General features: G+C 43.4%; 16 protein-coding genes. 3 read left to right on the forward strand and 13 right to left on the reverse strand.

Going from position 1 to position 17,022, the window contains the following annotated elements; genetic code table 11:
- Positions 1–291: 291 nt before the first annotated feature.
- The 4 genes from modC to OCW38_RS18205 are packed head-to-tail and all read right to left on the reverse strand — an operon-like array spanning position 292 to position 4,375.
- Complete coding sequence (modC, locus tag OCW38_RS18190; RefSeq protein WP_016787658.1) at positions 292–1,398, reverse strand: molybdenum ABC transporter ATP-binding protein ModC; 1,107 nt, start codon at positions 1,396–1,398, stop codon at positions 292–294.
- Positions 1,395–2,093 (reverse strand): molybdate ABC transporter permease subunit, encoded by a 699-nt coding sequence (gene modB, locus OCW38_RS18195; protein WP_016787657.1) that lies wholly within the window; start codon positions 2,091–2,093, stop codon positions 1,395–1,397. Before modB ends, modC begins: the two co-directional genes overlap by 4 nt.
- Complete coding sequence (modA, locus tag OCW38_RS18200) at positions 2,094–2,852, reverse strand: molybdate ABC transporter substrate-binding protein (RefSeq protein WP_016787656.1); 759 nt, start codon at positions 2,850–2,852, stop codon at positions 2,094–2,096.
- A 50-nt stretch (positions 2,853–2,902) separates the two neighbouring features.
- Positions 2,903–4,375, reverse strand: coding sequence for a cobyric acid synthase (locus OCW38_RS18205; protein ID WP_010429720.1), 1,473 nt, complete (start codon positions 4,373–4,375; stop codon positions 2,903–2,905).
- A 261-nt stretch (positions 4,376–4,636) separates the two neighbouring features.
- Between OCW38_RS18205 and OCW38_RS18210 the strand changes: the two genes are divergently transcribed.
- Both OCW38_RS18210 and OCW38_RS18215 read left to right on the forward strand, forming a co-directional pair.
- Complete coding sequence (locus OCW38_RS18210) at positions 4,637–5,017, forward strand: YgiW/YdeI family stress tolerance OB fold protein (RefSeq protein WP_010429722.1); 381 nt, start codon at positions 4,637–4,639, stop codon at positions 5,015–5,017.
- A gap of 109 nt (positions 5,018–5,126) precedes the next feature.
- Entirely contained in the window at positions 5,127–5,651 is a 525-nt protein-coding gene (locus OCW38_RS18215) for a hypothetical protein (protein WP_010429725.1), read from the forward strand.
- A 298-nt stretch (positions 5,652–5,949) separates the two neighbouring features.
- Here the strand turns inward: OCW38_RS18215 and OCW38_RS18220 are convergent, their stop codons facing one another.
- The 5 genes from OCW38_RS18220 to nrdD all read right to left on the reverse strand — a co-directional run bounded on the left by OCW38_RS18220 (position 5,950) and on the right by nrdD (position 12,758).
- Positions 5,950–7,557 carry an ABC-F family ATPase gene (locus tag OCW38_RS18220; protein WP_010429727.1) on the reverse strand — a complete coding sequence of 536 codons (1,608 nt, stop codon included), beginning with the start codon at positions 7,555–7,557 and terminating at the stop codon, positions 5,950–5,952.
- Between the two features lie 290 nt (positions 7,558–7,847).
- Positions 7,848–8,534 (reverse strand): putative ATP-dependent zinc protease, encoded by a 687-nt coding sequence (locus OCW38_RS18225; protein ID WP_010429729.1) that lies wholly within the window; start codon positions 8,532–8,534, stop codon positions 7,848–7,850.
- Between the two features lie 11 nt (positions 8,535–8,545).
- Positions 8,546–9,730: an amino acid aminotransferase gene (locus OCW38_RS18230; RefSeq protein ID WP_016787654.1), complete on the reverse strand. Its 1,185-nt coding sequence runs from the start codon at positions 9,728–9,730 to the stop codon at positions 8,546–8,548.
- Between the two features lie 265 nt (positions 9,731–9,995).
- Entirely contained in the window at positions 9,996–10,463 is a 468-nt protein-coding gene (gene nrdG / locus OCW38_RS18235) for an anaerobic ribonucleoside-triphosphate reductase-activating protein (RefSeq protein ID WP_261896429.1), read from the reverse strand.
- Between the two features lie 174 nt (positions 10,464–10,637).
- On the reverse strand, positions 10,638–12,758 hold the full coding sequence (nrdD, locus tag OCW38_RS18240) for an anaerobic ribonucleoside-triphosphate reductase (RefSeq protein WP_016798742.1): 2,121 nt from the start codon (positions 12,756–12,758) through the stop codon (positions 10,638–10,640).
- 303 nt (positions 12,759–13,061) lie between these two features.
- Here nrdD and OCW38_RS18245 point away from each other — a divergent pair, with 303 nt between their 5' ends.
- Entirely contained in the window at positions 13,062–13,937 is an 876-nt protein-coding gene (locus OCW38_RS18245) for an endonuclease/exonuclease/phosphatase family protein (protein WP_016789147.1), read from the forward strand.
- 163 nt (positions 13,938–14,100) lie between these two features.
- Here OCW38_RS18245 and OCW38_RS18250 read toward each other — a convergent pair whose 3' ends face one another.
- From OCW38_RS18250 to OCW38_RS18265, 4 genes are all read right to left on the reverse strand, one after another.
- Positions 14,101–14,532, reverse strand: coding sequence for a YeeE/YedE family protein (locus OCW38_RS18250; RefSeq protein ID WP_102397294.1), 432 nt, complete (start codon positions 14,530–14,532; stop codon positions 14,101–14,103).
- The gene (locus OCW38_RS18255) at positions 14,532–14,993 is read right to left on the reverse strand and encodes a YeeE/YedE family protein (RefSeq protein WP_010429747.1); all 462 of its coding nucleotides are present in this window, start codon (positions 14,991–14,993) and stop codon (positions 14,532–14,534) included. Before OCW38_RS18255 ends, OCW38_RS18250 begins: the two co-directional genes overlap by 1 nt.
- A gap of 209 nt (positions 14,994–15,202) precedes the next feature.
- Complete coding sequence (locus tag OCW38_RS18260; RefSeq protein WP_261896434.1) at positions 15,203–16,435, reverse strand: glycosyltransferase; 1,233 nt, start codon at positions 16,433–16,435, stop codon at positions 15,203–15,205.
- A gap of 109 nt (positions 16,436–16,544) precedes the next feature.
- Positions 16,545–17,009 (reverse strand): GNAT family N-acetyltransferase, encoded by a 465-nt coding sequence (locus tag OCW38_RS18265; protein ID WP_016785268.1) that lies wholly within the window; start codon positions 17,007–17,009, stop codon positions 16,545–16,547.
- Between the last annotated feature and the right edge of the window lie 13 nt (positions 17,010–17,022).

Consider the following 17,022-nt stretch of genomic DNA (forward strand, 5'->3'; position numbering starts at 1 on the left):
CAAACACGCGGCTTTTTTGTTTTTCATTAATCTTATGTTTGCTAATGGTATCAGCGCTGCCATCGTGTCATGTCGTTCACTGCTATGCTCATAAACTCATAAAGTCTGGCGTAAAAAATACATTAACACAGTACAAACGTAACGCGTGTTTCCATTCATGGAATCAAGATCGAATTTTAGTGTACGAACACGTAAGGTATCAACGATGCACACTACCTAAGCTACAATTCCAATCTAAAAATAAGCCGAATCTTAAATCCAAGAAACCTGAACTAAAACATCAAAACCGCTTTAATGCGTAACCGCAATATCTCGCTGCGTGACACTCACACCTTTGATTTGTGCGTAAACTTGTTGACCAATTTCTAGGTTTAACTCATCCAGCGCCCACAGTGTGATCGTGGCCCACAGATAACATCCAGGTTCTAGTTCCAATTCGACAGCGACAGACTGTTTGTTAGAGCCCTGCTGATGCGTCTCTACGCTTCGAATGGTCACAGGAAGAATATTACGTATCGAAGTCCTTTGTGGCTGTTCTAGTGCGATAGAGACGTCATTTGCCCTAACTTGCAGCCTTACCGAAGCACCAATCTCACTTGACACTTTTTGAACCCATAACGATGTCGATTTTCCTAGCATTAAGCGAGACAGCGCATAATCATCATTGTGCTCAGCTAAAGTCGCTTCAAAAAGCGAACTTTGTTCTGAGAAAGATTGCCACGGCTGCATTGCTCTTGATGCCCATACCTCTTCGGTTACTCCCGATGAAATAACTTTGCCTTGCTCAATAATCACTAAGTGATTGGCTAAGCGTAAAATCTCATTAAGACTGTGAGTAACATAGATGATCGGGATCTGAACAGTTTCAGATAAATTTTCCAGAAACGGCATCACTTCACGTTTACGCGGCAGATCCAAAGACGCAAGTGGTTCATCCATCAACAGAATGCTTGGCTTAGATAACAGTGCACGGCCAATTGCCACACGCTGCTTCTCTCCGCCAGATAAGCGAGCTGGATAACGATCAAGTAACAAACCCAAAGATAACAACGAAACAATTTGGTCAAAATGCGCTTGATCGGCTCTTTTCATACCGTACTTAAGGTTCGCCGTCACCTTCATGTGCGGGAACAATCGAGACTCTTGGAACACATAACCGACATTGCGTTGGTGAGTCGGTAAATTAACGCCATTCTTGCTATCAAACAGAGTGGTTCCAGATACACTGATCAAACCCTTATCTGGCTGTTTTAGACCACTAATCGCATTAATGAGTGAAGTTTTTCCCGCGCCAGAACGACCAAAAATTGCAGTAATACCGCTACTTGGCAGCTCCAAGTCGATATCGAAAAAGGTTTCACCAAGTTGTTGTTGATACTGGAGGACTAATGCACTCATGCGTTTCCTCCCAATCGCTGTGATGATTTTCTATTTAGCCATTCAGATAACATCAACGAACTAAGCGCAATCACAATAGAGATGACGCACAAACGCGCCGCTTCCATTTCTGCACCAGGGGTTTCGATAAAGGTATACATGGCCAATGGAATAGTTTGTGTTTCACCGGGGATATTGGAAACAAAGCTTATCGTCGCGCCAAATTCACCTAAGCTTCTTGCAAAAGAAAGCATTGTGCCGGTGATGATCCCAGGGATCATCAAAGGTAAAGTGATGGTGAAAAACACACGGATCGGAGAAGCGCCCAATGTAGCTGCAGCTTCTTCGAGTTTACAGTCTACTGTTTCTAAGCTGAGCCTGATAGAGCGAACCATTAGCGGCAACGCGACGACAACACAAGCAAGTGATGCACCCTTCCAGCTAAAGCTGAATACAATACCAAACACGTCATTGAGCCATGCACCTATTAACCCTTGTCTGCCCATCATCACCAACAACAAATAGCCGATAACCACAGGAGGAAGCACCAAAGGCAGATGCACGATGCTTTCTATAATACTTTTGCCAATAAACTGCTTTTTAGCAAGCAGCCACGCTAAGCCAATGCCGATAGGAATAAGCCATAAGATCGCAAACCCAGCAACTTTCAAGCTCAACATTAACGCTTGATATTCGTATTCCGATAAATACATCATTTAGCGCACTTCAAATCCAAAACTGTTCAAGGTGTTCTTCGCGTTCTTGCTCCTTAGAAAAATATAGAACTCTTCGGCAACCACTTTATCGCTCAATTTCGCTACAGGGTAACGTATCGGGGTATGTAAGTCTGATGGGAATGTCGACACTAGGTTCACTTCTTTAGAAAGCAGCGCATCTGTTTTGTAGACAATGCCAAGTTTAGCTTCACTACGCTCTACCAATGCCAACGCCATACGAACATTGTTGCTTGGCGCTAATCGAGCTTTAACATCATCCCAAACACCTAAAGCTTCTAACGCTTCTTTCGCGTAGATACCCGCAGGAACCGACATTGTGTTCCCTACAGCAAGTCTTTCATTGGTAAGCAGTTTAGCCCATTGTTCACCCTTTGAGAGATTCAAAGATACTGGCACCTCTTTCGGAGAAATCAGCACAAGCTCGTTTTCACACAAATTTGTGACATTGTCACTATAAACCAATTGGCGGTCTACTAAATACGTCATCCATTTGTCATTGGCCGAGATAAAAATGTCTGCTGGCGCGCCTCTTTCAATTTGGCGCACCAAAGAAGAGGTGCTCGCATAAACAGGAATCACATCGACAGAATGATTCTTTTCAAACTCTTCAACCAACAAATTTACTGCATTCGTCATCGATGATGCGGCATAAACTCGTAGTTTTTCAGCAGCAAAAAGATGAGTCGAACTCAACGATGTCGCAAATGCTAAGGTGACAAGGGTGACGAGTTTTTTCATTTTAATCACTTATCTATTATTCGTTTTATTTATGACCTAGAACGCTAGGCTCAGGCCAAAACCTTTAATTCAGGCCAAAGCAGGTCAAGATTTAAATGCTCTTCGATAGCATCAGCGATTCGATTAATACCCAACTCTTTAAGTTGTTCATGGTCAATCGCTTTTACGCCATTGGCTCCCGCCCATCCGCAAATAAGCGACAACGCATCACTGTTATCGAATACGCCATGCAAGTATGTGCCAAATATCGAGTTATCTTGATTCACAGCGCCATCAAGGTTGCCTGATTCTAACTGAACTGGGAATGACGTTTCATTGACATCGGTCCTACCTACGTGAATTTCATAACCTTTTACTGGTGCTGTTTTTCCATCAAGTGTCATGTTGCCGCGTACGTTGGTTAAGGTCTTCTGCTGCGTTAAGATCGTTTCTGTATCTAAATACCCCAATCCTTTACTACTGCCCGGCTCACCTTCCACACCATCTGGATCGTGGACGATATTGCCTAACATCTGATAGCCACCACAGATCCCCATCACCTTGCCGCCTAAGCGAAGATGACGCTGAATGTCTTTATCCCAACCTTGTTCTTTTAGGTAATCTAAATCCGCTCTTACTGATTTTGTACCCGGCAAGATAACCAAATCCGCGTTATTTACGCGCTCGCCTTTGCCTACGTAACGTAAATCAATTGAAGGGTTGAGTCTTAGTGCATCAAAGTCTGTGTGATTGCTGATTCTAGTTAACACCGGAACCACGACTTTAAGTTTAGCTTCTCCGTCAGACTCTTGCGCAGATGTGATGGCATCTTCCGCTTCAAGGTTAAAACCATGCAGGTATGGCAGTACACCAATTACTGGTTTACCGGTTTTCTCTTCTAACCAATCTAGACCCGATTGAAGCAGCGCAATATCGCCTCTAAAGCGGTTAATCACAAAGCCTTTTACTCGAGCTTGTTCAGATTCAGATAATAGAGCCAATGTTCCATATAGGTGCGCAAACACGCCGCCACGGTCGATATCAGCCACGATAATGACTGGGATATCCGCTTTCTCAGCAAATCCCATGTTGGCGATGTCATTTTCACGTAGATTGATTTCAGCCGGGCTACCTGCACCTTCAATCATCACACTTTCATATTCGGCAGAAAGTCGATCGAATGAATCAATTACCGTATTCATCGCAACTTTTTTATAATCGTGGTAGCCGGTCGCTTCCATGTTGCTCAGTGCTCGACCTTGAAGAATCACTTGCGCGCCTGTATCAGAATTGGGTTTTAGCAATACAGGATTCATGTGAACCGTCGGCTCAATATTACAAGCTTGCGCCTGAACGGCTTGAGCGCGACCTATTTCACCGCCATCTTTCGTCACAGCACTGTTTAAGGCCATATTCTGTGGTTTGAAAGGTGCCACTTTGATTCCTTTCCTTGCCAAGACACGGCATAAACCTGCCACCAAAACACTTTTTCCGGCATCTGACGTTGTGCCTTGAACCATAAGGGCGCTTAAAGGTGATCGCATTTGTACCTAAATCCTTAATTTCTTGATTTGTAATTGCTATCTGTTGGCAATATTTCTCTGCCACCATCTTAACGCCATTGCCGAGTAGATGCTCAATAAAATGAATGGAAAATGAATGTGTTACTCACTCTGCATTCAAACCGAGTGTTGTTTAATAGCCCCATCGAAACAAAGCTTCCAAGCGAAAAGAAGCGTATCAACTAAATGAAACGTTTCAAATTAAGAAAAACGTTTCAACAAAACAACACTTAAGGATTCATCATGAAAAAAACTGTATTGGCTATCGCATCTACTATTATTCTTGCACCTACTTTCGCAATGGCTGGTGACCACCACAGCAATAGCAAACACGAGAACGCTATTGCTTACACAGGTCCAATAGAGACAGTTTCTGTTGCAACTCTACTTTCAGACACAAGTATGTTTGCAGAACAAGACACGGTTGTTGACGGCAAGATTGTTCGTCAGTTAAAAAGCGATACGTTTATCTTCTCTGACGGACAGAGCGAGATTCAAATTGAGTTGGACGATGACATCCGCCTAGCTGCACCGCTAACTGCAGACACAAAAATTCGTATCTTTGGCGAGTACGAAGGTGGCAAAACTCCTGAAATCGAAGTTGATCACATTCAAGTTCTTTAAGCAACAATCATAAATAACTCACTGTAATTAATAAGCTTCAATAAATTGGCCTGCATATTGCAGGCTTTTTTGTATATAATGCCGAAAATACAATTTATATGGAGTCACCATGCTAGGTCGCGCAAACAAGACTGTCCTTCTAGGGCTAGCTGCACTGTGTTCATTCTCTGCGTCTGCAAACAACTTTAACTACAACACATTCGAGCTACGCATGGGTACGAGCCCGAGTACGTTTGGTGGTGAAGTCACAACAATGTTTACCCAGAACTCTCATTTTGTTGCTCGTATCGATTCAGAATTTGAAAGTGATTGGGACGCAGCGGTAGGTATGGGATTCCACGGCCCAATAAGTCAATTTGCTGACGTTACTGGTCAAATGTTACTGCATAACATCGAACGTAATGACGACAACCACATCAAAACTGAAGTAAACATCGGTTTAAGAGCATGGATTTTGGCGAATGTTGAAGTCAATGCACGCCTTGGTCAGTTGATCGATAACGATGACACACGTTCGATTGTTGGTGTTGGCGCACGTTTTCACTCAACAGATCAGCTTTCTGTAGGCCTAGATATGCGTAATAACGGTACTTACGGACACCAAATTTTGATGTCAGCTCGATTCGGTTTCTAGGCTAGATTCGATTTGTTACCTTGATCTAGTTGATTATCCTTATCCAGTTGAATCACTTTATCGAGTTAACTGATCTGGTCTCGCTTCATTTACTTAAATCTACACCTCAGAGATAATCCATCCATAAGTAGGTCTCGTTGATAAGTAGCTGTCGTTGATAAGCAATTTGGTGCTTTGAGAAGTAATACGTAACAACTCGAATTAAAAAAGCCCCGAGCATAATCATGCTCGGGGCTTTTTATTACTTTCAATTATCGCTCGCTATTAGCTGTGTTAACACTTAGCGAGCAATTTGCTTCTACAGAGCAACCATCAGCATCTTTTTCTGATGATCTAAGTACTCTTCGTAAGTACCTTGGAAGCTAATCAGTTGCTGGTCTTTCACGTCAATAATGTGTGTCGCCAACGACGAAACAAACTCACGGTCATGACTGACGAAAATCAGCGTGCCAGTGTAAACCTTTAGTGCATCGTTCAGCGCTTGGATCGCTTCCATGTCCATGTGGTTGGTTGGTTCGTCCATCACAAGTACGTTAATGTCTTGCATCATTAGCTTGCCGAATAACAAACGGTTCTTCTCACCACCGGAACAGTTACGAGCCTTTTTGTTCGCATCATCAGCGGTAAACAGCAAGCGACCAAGAATACCACGTACCATTAGGTCATCATGTTTCACAGTACGCCACTGTGAGATCCAATCGAAAATGCTCAAATCGTTATCAAAGTCAGCTGTGCTGTCTTGTGGGCAATAACCTACAGACGCATTTTCAGACCATTTAACGATACCTTGGTTTTGCTCAAGCTCTTGAACTAAACATTTCAGCAATGTGGTTTTACCAACGCCATTCTCACCGATAACCGCAAGACGAGTACCCGCTTCAAGTAATAAGTTACCACCAGTAAACAGAGTTTCACCATCGAAACCATGGCCAAGGTCTTGAATCTCAAGCGCTTGACGGTGTAACTTCTTACCTTCACCAAAATCAATTGATGGGCTCATACGACTTGACGATTTCACTTCATCAAGCGTGATTTTGTCCATTTTCTTAGCACGAGAACTGGCTTGTTTCGCTTTAGATGCGTTCGCGCCAAAACGGTTAACGAAATCTTGAAGTTCGCTAATCTCAGCTGCTTTCTTCGCGTTACTTGCTAGAAGTTGGTCACGAATCAAACCCGACGCCTCTAGGAAGTACTCGTAATTACCAGGATAAACACGTAGCTCACCGTAATCGATATCCGCCATATGCGTACAAACAGAGTTCAGGAAGTGTCTATCGTGCGAAATGATGATCATTGTACACTTACGCTGGTTTAGCTCTTCAGCAAGCCAGTTGATCGTGTGGATGTCCAAGTTATTGGTTGGTTCATCAAGAAGCAGGATGTCTGGGTTTGCAAACAATGCTTGTGCTAATAGAACACGTAGTTTCCAACCCGGTGCAACTTGCTGCATTAAGCCGAAATGGAACTCTTCTTCGATACCCGCTTGGATTAGAATGTCACCGGCACGGCTTTCGGCTGTGTAGCCATCCATTTCCGCGAACTCACTTTCAAGTTCCGCGACTTTCATACCATCGTCTTCGCTCATTTCAGGCAAAGAGTAAATGCGATCACGTTCTTGTTTTACTTCCCACAATTTTCTGTCACCCATGATCACAACGTCGATAACGCTGTATTGTTCGAATGCGAACTGATCTTGGCTTAGAACACCCAGTTTTTCCCCTGGAGTGATAGAAACATTGCCCGAGCTTGGCGTTAACGCACCACTTAGGATTTTCATGAACGTTGATTTGCCGCAACCATTAGCGCCGATCAAACCATAGCGGTTGCCGTTACCAAATTTAGCAGAGATGTTTTCAAACAGCGGCTCTGCGCCAAATTGCATTGTGATGTTCGCGGTAGATATCAAAGAACTAATTCCTAAGCGTGTACTGACAGATAATTATTAGACGGACTAACGCGCCTAAATGAGAAGTACGAAAGTATGGATTAAACATAAAACGAAGCGCGGATTATATAGAGATCAGGATCACATTGTCGAGGTTAAACAGTGAACGGATAGCGAACAATGCACAATTAAATGCATTTCGTCGGTTATTCGGCCATAAAAAGAAAAAATCCCCACTAATTCCATTAGCAGGGATTCGATTTATCAAAAGTAAAAGTGTTAGATCTCGTTTTAACTAAAACCGCTTAACGCTATTTAGTTATTTTCTTCTGAACGTATTTTTGTCCTACATCGACAACCGCAACGTCTCTAAAGAAGCTTCTACCCAACAGAAGTGGGAAAGCAAGATGCGTTCGGTCTGCTAATGTAAACTCGGTTTTGTCTTTTAGATCACCGATTTGAATCGCAGCCACAACAACGGCACGTCGTTGTGTACCTTCAGCGCTTGATTGCTTGATCTTAACCCAGCGTTCTACTGGTAAACTGATCTCTTCGGTTGTGATGCCGTCATGTTCAATCTTGAACTTAACCCAATCTTTTCCGTCACGTTCAAAATCAACAATATCAACCGCACTGATTGATGATGTTGTTGCACCCGTATCTACACGTGCTTTAAACGCTTCTTTCAAGCCCGGAACAAACACCCATTCTTCTTCTCCAAGAATCAGTTTGCCATCGCTTGTCTTCGTTGCTTTTTCTACTGGTTTCTCAACCGGTACTGGCTTTTTCTCTGGTTCGGTTGGTTTTACTTCTTCAGGCTTCTCTGTAGGTTCCGTGACCTTCTCACCTTCAGTTGCGTCAGTCTTTGAAGAGTCATCCACAACAGGTTGTTCTATTTGAGGCTTTTGCTCTGGTTCGACAGGAACTTGAGTCGTTGTGGAGCAAGCAAAAAGGCCACCACTTAGCATTAGAGTTACAATCGCTTTCCAATTATACATTCAGTCACCTTCTATTTTGAAACGTTGGCTATCGCTTTCGCTACATAAGGAATATGAGATTCAGAAAGACCTGCAATATTGATGCGTCCATCACCAACACCGTAGATTCCATATTCTTCACGTAATTGATTCATTTGAGTTTCTTTAAAGCCTAGTACAGTAAACATACCTTTATGGCTTTCAATGAAATCAAATTGTGACGTGTTATAAGTATTTCGCAATTCATCGCATAAACTTTGGCGCAGATTTAACAAACGCTGTTGCATTTCACTTAACTCTTGCTTCCAAATCGTTGTTAGCTCTTGATTCTGAAGAATTGTTTTCACTAGAGCCGCACCATGATCTGGCGGCATAGTGTAAGTTGAACGGGCCAGAGTTAGAAGTTTACCTTTTGCGTTACCAACGTGTTCGCTGTTCTTACCAATAACGATCGCAGCACCTGTTCTTTCACGGTACAAACCGAAGTTTTTCGAGCAAGATGTCGTGATAAGCATTTCTTCAATATTGTTAGCCATATGCTGAAGACCTTTTGCATCTTCTTCTAGACCATCACCGAATCCCTGGTAAGCGATATCAACAAACGGTAAGAAACCATTTTTCTGCGATAACTTGGTAATTTCCTGCCACGCTTCAAAATCGATGTCAGCCCCCGTTGGGTTATGGCAGCAACCGTGCAGCAATACTACGTCTGAAGGGCCCGCTTTCGATAGGTCTTCTAGCATTTTTGCAGTATCAACTTGCTTGGTTTGAGGACTGAAGTAATTGTAGTAGCGAACTTTCAAGCCAGCCGCTTCCATGACCGGTTTGTGGTTAACGTAGCTTGGGTTTGAAATCCAAACTGTCGTGTCAGGTTGAGAAACTTTCATTAAGTCTCCCAACATACGAAGTGCACCACTTGCACCTGGTGTTTGAATCGCAGCAACACGACCCATTGCAGAAGTCCCTTTAAGCAAAAGATCAACCATGCTCTGGTTGAACTCTTCACAGCCTGCTAGGCCAACGTAAGCTTTGGTTTTCTGAGTCTCGACAACAATATCTTGAGCCATAGAAACGGCTTTCATGATAGGTGTTTCGCCTTGGTCGTTTTTGTAAACGCCAATACCTAAATCGACTTTGTCAGTACGAGGGTCGCCACGGTAAGCGACAGAAAGAGATAAAATTGGATCTAAAGTTGGTTTTGGTAGATGTGAAAACATGAAAGTCACAACCCTTTGAAATTCAAGTAATGGCCTCCAAGTTATCATTTTATTTACAATTTAAGAAACAGAAATTCATCAAAGTTTTGATTTTTAGGAGATAACTCTAGTTGAGACTGGTGCAATCTAATATTCCCTATTCCATATAGTTCAATATTCAATCAATTTACAAATTTAGAACGTCATAAAATAAAAAAGCCTCAACAGAGAAGCTGAGGCTACTAATTTGCACTAATGTAGGTTGACGTTAACTAACGAAAGTCTACTAGAGTCGGAACCGATGAATAATTTGGTTTGAACTACCACGCCAATCTAACATTGGGTCTGCTTTATCTTGTTCAAAGCGACCGTCAATCAAGGTATCAACGTATTCCAATACTTGCTTCTGCTTATCATCAAGCTCATCGAGTTCATAGCCAGTCCACATCCAGATGTCTTTACCTTCGCACTCCGCTTTCACACGCTGAACAAGCTTCAGTACTTCAGACACGTTTGCAGGATGCATAGGATCACCACCAGAAAGCGATAACCCGCGACGTTTAATTCGCGGATCCTGGAGATCTGCGATAATTTGGTCTTGCAGTTCTTGAGTGAACAAATGCCCAGAGTCTAACCTTTGCGTCGATTGGTTATAACACCCGCGACACTTGTGCACACAACCCGACACAAACAACGTGCAGCGTGTTCCTGGACCATTTACAACGTCGATTGGATGATATTGATGATAATTCATAAGACAGTATTGAAAACTCGTTATTACTTAATAGGTTAAAGTGCAGTGCTGTAAGAACTGAAACGAAAGAATTGGTACCGACATGAAGCCGATACCAATCTTATTTCTTGAACCGTAGCTCTTCTAAGTGAGCGAGCTAAAGATCGCAGACCTTAACTAGGATCCTTTGTTAGATCAAAGGTGCTTCACGCGGCGTTTAACTTCTTCTTGCTTACCGAAGTTAAACGGTCGTGCATCTGGGCTACCAAGGTAACCACATACACGGCGTGTTACGGATACTTTGGTTGAGTCATGGTTGCCACACTTAGGACACGTAAAGCCCTTACTTGTACAGTCAAACTCTCCGTTATATCCACACTCGTAACATTCATCAATCGGCGTGTTGGTGCCGTAGTAAGGAACACGTGTGTAGCTGTAATCCCATACGTTTTCTAGCGCTTCGATGTTCTTCTGCATGTTCGGGAATTCGCCGTAACAGATAAAACCACCACTAGAGATTTCAGGATAAGGCATCTCGAAATCGATCTTGTCGTATGGGTTCACTTTCTTCTGTACGTCTAAGTGGAAGCTGTTTGTGTAGTAACCACGGTCTGTTACGCCATCAATCACACCAAACTCTTTGGTATCGATGCTGCAGAAACGGCTGCATAGGTTTTCACTTGGTGTGCCATATAGGCTGAACGCGTAACCTGTCTCTTTTGTCCAAGATTCCACTTGACGCTTCATGTACTCCACTAGCTCAAGCGCTTTAGCACGCATTTCGCCATCGTCATACAGGTGAATATCTGTGCCGTAAAGTGCGGTCATTGCTTCGTGGATACCAATGTAACCAAGAGAAACTGACGCACGGCCGTTCTTGAAAATGTCAGCAATGGAGTCGTCTGCTTTCAAACGAACGCCACATGCTCCTTCCATATATAGGATTGGAGCAACACGCGCTTTCACGTTTTCTAGACGAGAAATACGAGTTTCTAGAGCACGACGAGCCAGCTTCAGTTTTTCATCAAGCAGCTCATAGAACTTAGCCATATCTTGCTTCGCGTTAATCGCGATACGTGGCAAGTTCAAGCTAACTACACCTAAGTTGTTACGTCCTTCATGAATCAACTCACCGTTTTCTTCGTAAGTATTCAAGAAGCTACGGCAACCCATAGGCGTTTTAAATGACCCTGTCACTTCTACTACTTTGTCGTAGTTAAGAATGTCTGGATACATACGCTTAGACGCACACTCAAGCGCTAATTGCTTGATGTCGTAGTTTGGATCTTGCTTCTGGTGATTCAAACCATCTTTAATCGCAAACACCAGTTTAGGGAACACGGCTGTTTTGCGGTTCTTACCCAAACCTGCAATGCGGTTTTTCAAGATAGATTGCTGGATAAGTTTTGAACCCCAGCTTTCGCCTAGACCAAAACCAAATGTTACGAATGGTGTTTGACCGTTAGCTGTGTGCAGCGTGTTTACTTCGTACTCCAGAGATTGGAACGCGTCGTAACACTCTTTCTCTGTACGAGAGATAGCAAAAGCTTCTGGGCTATGAATGTCCCACTCTTTCGCTAGAGATAAATGCTTCTCGTAGCTCGCCATAACGTAAGGCTCTAAAACCTCATCGATACGGTTAATCGTAGTACCGCCATAGATGTGGCTCGCCACTTGCGCGATGATCTGCGCTGTTACCGCTGTTGCCGTAGAAATAGACTTAGGTGTGTCGATTTCTGCGTTACCCATCTTGAAGCCATGCGTTAACATGCCTTTCAGATCGATAAGCATACAGTTAAACATTGGGAAGAACGGTGCGTAGTCTAGATCGTGGTAATGAATGTCACCACACTCGTGAGCTTGTACGATGTCACGCGGCAAAATGTGAGTTTTTGCATAGTGTTTAGCCACGATACCCGCCAGCAAATCTCGCTGAGTAGGAATTACTTTACCGTCTTTGTTGGCATTCTCATTGATCAGATCAACATTGCTTTCTTCGATAAGGCCTTCGATTTCACGCGTTAAAGCGCTTTGCTTTTCACGTGCGATGTCACGGTCATGACGATATTCAATGTAGGCACGAGCCAGAGACTTATACGGTCCCTGCATTAGCTCATTCTCGACCAAAGTCTGAATTTCAGAAATATGAACTTCATCGTAGTCTTCGAGCTTCAACTCAACTGCTAATGCCACATTCAGAGCATAAATAGCAATTTCCTTATCGGCTTTGTCTGATGCTGCTTCCACTGCAGCTTGGATACGATCTCTACTGAATGGAGCTCTTGAGCCATCACGCTTGATTACGATTGATTTCACCACTTCTCCTTACTCTTGAGGTATTCACAGACTTATCCACAAACACACTATATAGAGCGATTTATCGTTTAACTAACACTAGATATTGTGGCGTATTTAACGAGAACCACCAACTTTGAGTATTGATTTGGATCAATAAAACGCGAACGCTGAACAAGATAAATCCAATATTATTACGTGAGTTCTCAAGTCGAAAAGAAACAATGCAACAATAAAAAAACTGCTAAAAAGAGTTGAATTTTTGGTAAGTGTTGTAGGATAACGGCTCAACTATATTGGACGACAAAATTAGGGATATTTGGAATGAAACGACTTCAAAAGTGGGTAATGCTAAGTTGCTTACTCAGTAGCCACGCATTTGCTGAACCTTTGACCATATCCAGTTGGAATATCGAATGGTTATCAACCAATGTGGCTGTGAATAAGTTTTCTGCCCAACGTGATCAAGCGGATTTCGATAAACTCGAACAGTATTTCCAATCCTTAGATGCGGATGTGGTTGCTTTTCAAGAAGTCGATGACGTCAATGCCATTCAACGCATCGCTGGCGATCAATATGAAATCTTGATGTCTGATCGTTCATTGCCCAAAAACAGTAACCGACAATTCAAAGAAGTGAACCAATATACGGGCTTCGCGGTTCGTAAAGGAATCGCTCTCACTGACTACGCTGACTTTCCTCTAGAAACGAGTGCTAACAGCAAGCTTAGGTTTGCCAGCTATATGGTTGTAGAAACGGACACAAAACCAATTCATATGTTGTCAGTGCATTTAAAGGCGGGTTGCAGCGGCGCGTATAAGTCTAATCGCGACTGTTCAAGGCTCAAAGACCAAGCTCAACAACTGAATAAGTGGATACAGCAAAGAGAACGTAAAGGCGAAGACTACGCGATTCTGGGCGACTTTAACCATAACCTCTCCTATTCAAGAGATTGGATGTGGAAAGATATGACGCAAAATACCGATGCTCAGTTGGCAACACGAAAAACTCGAGCAGATTGTAAGGTACGCTCAAACCGCAATAATCACCGTACACATCAGTTTCGTTCAGTGATTGATCATATTGTGGTGAGCAAGTCCTTGAATGCTTCTCCTGCGAAACAAAAGGTATTTGAAACGCAAGATGTGCTGGACTACAAACTCAGTGACCACTGCCCAGTTTCAACGACTATTAAATAGTAGATTTTAGATAACAGCAGATTGTAGATAACTGAAAATAATAGAAACAGTAAATATAGAAAGAGGCTGAATGACTTTCGTGCTGAAAGCGAGTCAACCTCTATGCTTGGTCAGCTCAGAACGGATAACGTCAAAGCCAATGTAATCAGCTATAAGCTTGCTACTAACAGGTTTTGTTCATACGATCCGCCAGCCACATTCCCACCAGCATGCTTATCATAAACACCCACACCGTCGGGTTGCCGCCACTTAGGCTGGTTACCGCAGGGCCTGGGCAAAAGCCTGCAATCCCCCAGCCTAAGCCAAACGCTGTAGATCCAAGAATCAGCTTTCTGTCTATCAACGGATTGTTACGGCTATCTAACGGCTCGCCATTGATGGCTTTAGCGCGCTTTTTAATGACCAGATGATAAAACGGTGCAAAGACCAATAGCGCGCCACCCATGACGAATGCCAAACTAATGTCCCAGTTACCGGTAATGTCTAAGAAGCCGAGTACCTTCTCAGGATCAGCCATCCCTGAGATGATCATGCCAGAGCCAAAAAGAATACCTGCGACCAAACCGATAACGATAGTAAATGCAGCGTTTTTCATTATGCCCCCAAGCCAGTCAGATTCTTGATAAACACGGTTACGATTGCCACACCCATAAATACACAGGTCGCAACAATAGAACGTTTAGATAAACGAGCCATTCCGACAATGCCATGCCCGCTAGTACAACCGTTCGCTGTTTTAGTACCAAAGCCCACCAGAAGGCCAGCAATAATCACTAAAGCGAGATTCATCTCTTCTAACTGCGGAAGTTGGTAGCCCGTCGGAATTAATAGCCAACCACTTGCGACCATTCCCACAACAAAGGCGATACGCCAGTGTTTTTCGGTGTTTGCTGTATCCGCATCTTTACGTTCTTTGTTGCTGGTGCCAGTTGGCAATAATCGGCTGACAATGCCACTAATGCCAGCAACTCGACCAATCCCCAACATTAAAACAATGGCCGACACGCCTAACAACATGCCGCCGAAAAAAGCATCCCAAGGAATCAAACTAAGCACAAACCTCTCCTATCCACAAACATCATAAACTCATAACAACCTATAAATTAGAGTTTACTAATAAATATAAATTAGTCAATGCTAATGTACTGCGAGTATGTGCCGTTTTGTAAGTCTGGAATTAACAAGCGCCCTGCATGAAAAAAGCCCCTAGGCGTTAACCTAAGGGCTTATGATTTAATTCGGTTGTATTGGTTGTATTATGTAAGCTACTTAGTCTTGTTCTTTTCAGCTATCCACTGGGACATATACTTCGTGCTCGCCATGCTGTGGTGTTTGAGCATCGAACCAAAGAAGTTATCCAGTCGATGAGATTCAAGATCCGACTCTAACGCAATCAATCGCTCAATCAATGTGTCGCCCAGTTTATTCTGCTCGTAGTGCGCTTCAAGGATTGAATGACATCGGCTCTGTGCCTTAAGCCACTTCTCTTCATCTTTATAAAGGGCAACTGCAGCTTCAACAAATTCGTCGACATCATCAGCAACCGCACCTGGCCATTGCAGTTCTCCTTGTGGCAACATGCCTTCGCTGCCGATTTCACTGGTCACGTTCGGAGTCTGTAGCTTCATCGCATCAAGTAACTTGCCTTTAATGCCTGCGCCAAATCGTAAAGGTGCAACACACACACGAGCCTGCTCCATCACTTCTTGAGCGTCTTTCGCCCAACCTTTGATATGGAAGCCAGTTTTAGGGTTATGCAAAGCCGTCGCTTTCGGTGGCGGGTAAGATCCATAAATATGAAGTTCAGTGTCTGGCAACTGCTTGCGAATCTTCGGCCAAATCTTCTGTAACTGAAGTACGGCATCCCAGTTCGGTGCGTGTCTAAAGTTACCTATCGTCATGAAATGCTTACGTTCTTCAAAGCTTTTCGTGCTTTCAGGTAGACTGTTGAGAGCAACCATGAACGGCAAGTGATGAAGCAGTTTTGGATCGATATTGAACTCAGCTTGAAGCAGTTCCATCTCGTAGCTAGAAATGATCAACGAAAGATCACAACGCAGAATCGCAGCAATTTCACGTTTCGCTAAGTCACTGTACAAATGCGCTTTGGTCAGTTCAGTCTCTTTCTTAACCGCTTCGTGTCGAGCATTACGTAAGAACTGTAAATCTTCCGTATCCAGTAACTTAAAGGCATTCGGGCATACCTTTTCCACGCGCCAACCAAACTGCTCTTCCATCATGAAACGGTCAAACATCACGACATCGGGTTGCAGCTCTTCGATGTACTGGTCAAAGCTATCGCAATTCAACTGTATAGATTGGCTTGTGATGTCCTCTTCAGAGAGATCAATCATGTGCTCGGTTTCTTGAGCTGGCGTTGCAAATTCAACTGACCAACCTTGTCTCTTGAACAATCGTAAAAGTGACATCATATGGCTGCCAGCCGCCGATGAATTCGGTTCAGGCCAAACGTAGCCAATTGCTAAAACTTTCTTCAAAACACTTCCTAAGAAATAACAAAAGGGACTAGATTAGTCCCTAATTAAACGTTTATCGATGACGGTCGGTTTGTACCGCTGATTATAATTGGTTCTAAGAACTCAGCGATCAGATCCGCTCACCCACATTGCGAGCTATCATAAGCACTTCGTCAGCAGAGTACAGGTTTGAAATCGTGGTTTCGACCTCTGCTCCCAATGTCGACTGATACAGCTTCAGCGCAAAGTTATCCGCTCTGGTGGTCACTAAAACATGCTTTAGTGTTGAGCCTTGCTCCGCCAAATGCTGTTTTACCTGCGGCAGGGAATCTAGAATCAGCTTTTTGCCCAATCCTTTACCCTGTGCGCTTGGTAATACCGCAAGTTGTTCTAACTCTAATACAGCTTCAGGTCTAAACCCACTCTTCTGAACCCAGATGATGTAACCCACGATCTCACCTTCACTCTCTGCAACAAAGTTAAGAAAGCGTGGCGCGGCATTTAAGTTACATTGTAACCAATCTTTTGAGTTCTGTTGTCGAACAAACGTTGCTTGGTGGACTAAAGCCGCCCCATCTAGGTCGGCTTTAGTCATAAGACGTACTTTG

Origin of the sequence: Vibrio cyclitrophicus (assembly GCF_024347435.1) — a bacterium.
In the GTDB taxonomy this organism is placed as follows: Bacteria; Pseudomonadota; Gammaproteobacteria; order Enterobacterales; family Vibrionaceae; genus Vibrio; species Vibrio cyclitrophicus.

Bases quoted from the DNA above. Each gene is read 5' to 3' on its own strand.
- OCW38_RS18245 (WP_016789147.1), top strand. From the start codon at position 13,062: ATGAAACGACTTCAAAAGTGGGTAATGCTAAGTTGCTTACTCAGTAGC.
- OCW38_RS18205 (WP_010429720.1), bottom strand. From the start codon at position 4,375: ATGCGATCACCTTTAAGCGCCCTTATGGTTCAAGGCACAACGTCAGAT.
- OCW38_RS18210 (WP_010429722.1), top strand. From the start codon at position 4,637: ATGAAAAAAACTGTATTGGCTATCGCATCTACTATTATTCTTGCACCT.
- modA (WP_016787656.1), bottom strand. From the start codon at position 2,852: ATGAAAAAACTCGTCACCCTTGTCACCTTAGCATTTGCGACATCGTTG.
- nrdG (WP_261896429.1), bottom strand. From the start codon at position 10,463: ATGAATTATCATCAATATCATCCAATCGACGTTGTAAATGGTCCAGGA.
- modB (WP_016787657.1), bottom strand. From the start codon at position 2,093: ATGATGTATTTATCGGAATACGAATATCAAGCGTTAATGTTGAGCTTG.
- OCW38_RS18230 (WP_016787654.1), bottom strand. From the start codon at position 9,730: ATGTTTTCACATCTACCAAAACCAACTTTAGATCCAATTTTATCTCTT.
- modC (WP_016787658.1), bottom strand. From the start codon at position 1,398: ATGAGTGCATTAGTCCTCCAGTATCAACAACAACTTGGTGAAACCTTT.
- OCW38_RS18265 (WP_016785268.1), bottom strand. From the start codon at position 17,009: ATGACTAAAGCCGACCTAGATGGGGCGGCTTTAGTCCACCAAGCAACG.
- OCW38_RS18225 (WP_010429729.1), bottom strand. From the start codon at position 8,534: ATGTATAATTGGAAAGCGATTGTAACTCTAATGCTAAGTGGTGGCCTT.
- OCW38_RS18250 (WP_102397294.1), bottom strand. From the start codon at position 14,532: ATGAAAAACGCTGCATTTACTATCGTTATCGGTTTGGTCGCAGGTATT.
- OCW38_RS18215 (WP_010429725.1), top strand. From the start codon at position 5,127: ATGCTAGGTCGCGCAAACAAGACTGTCCTTCTAGGGCTAGCTGCACTG.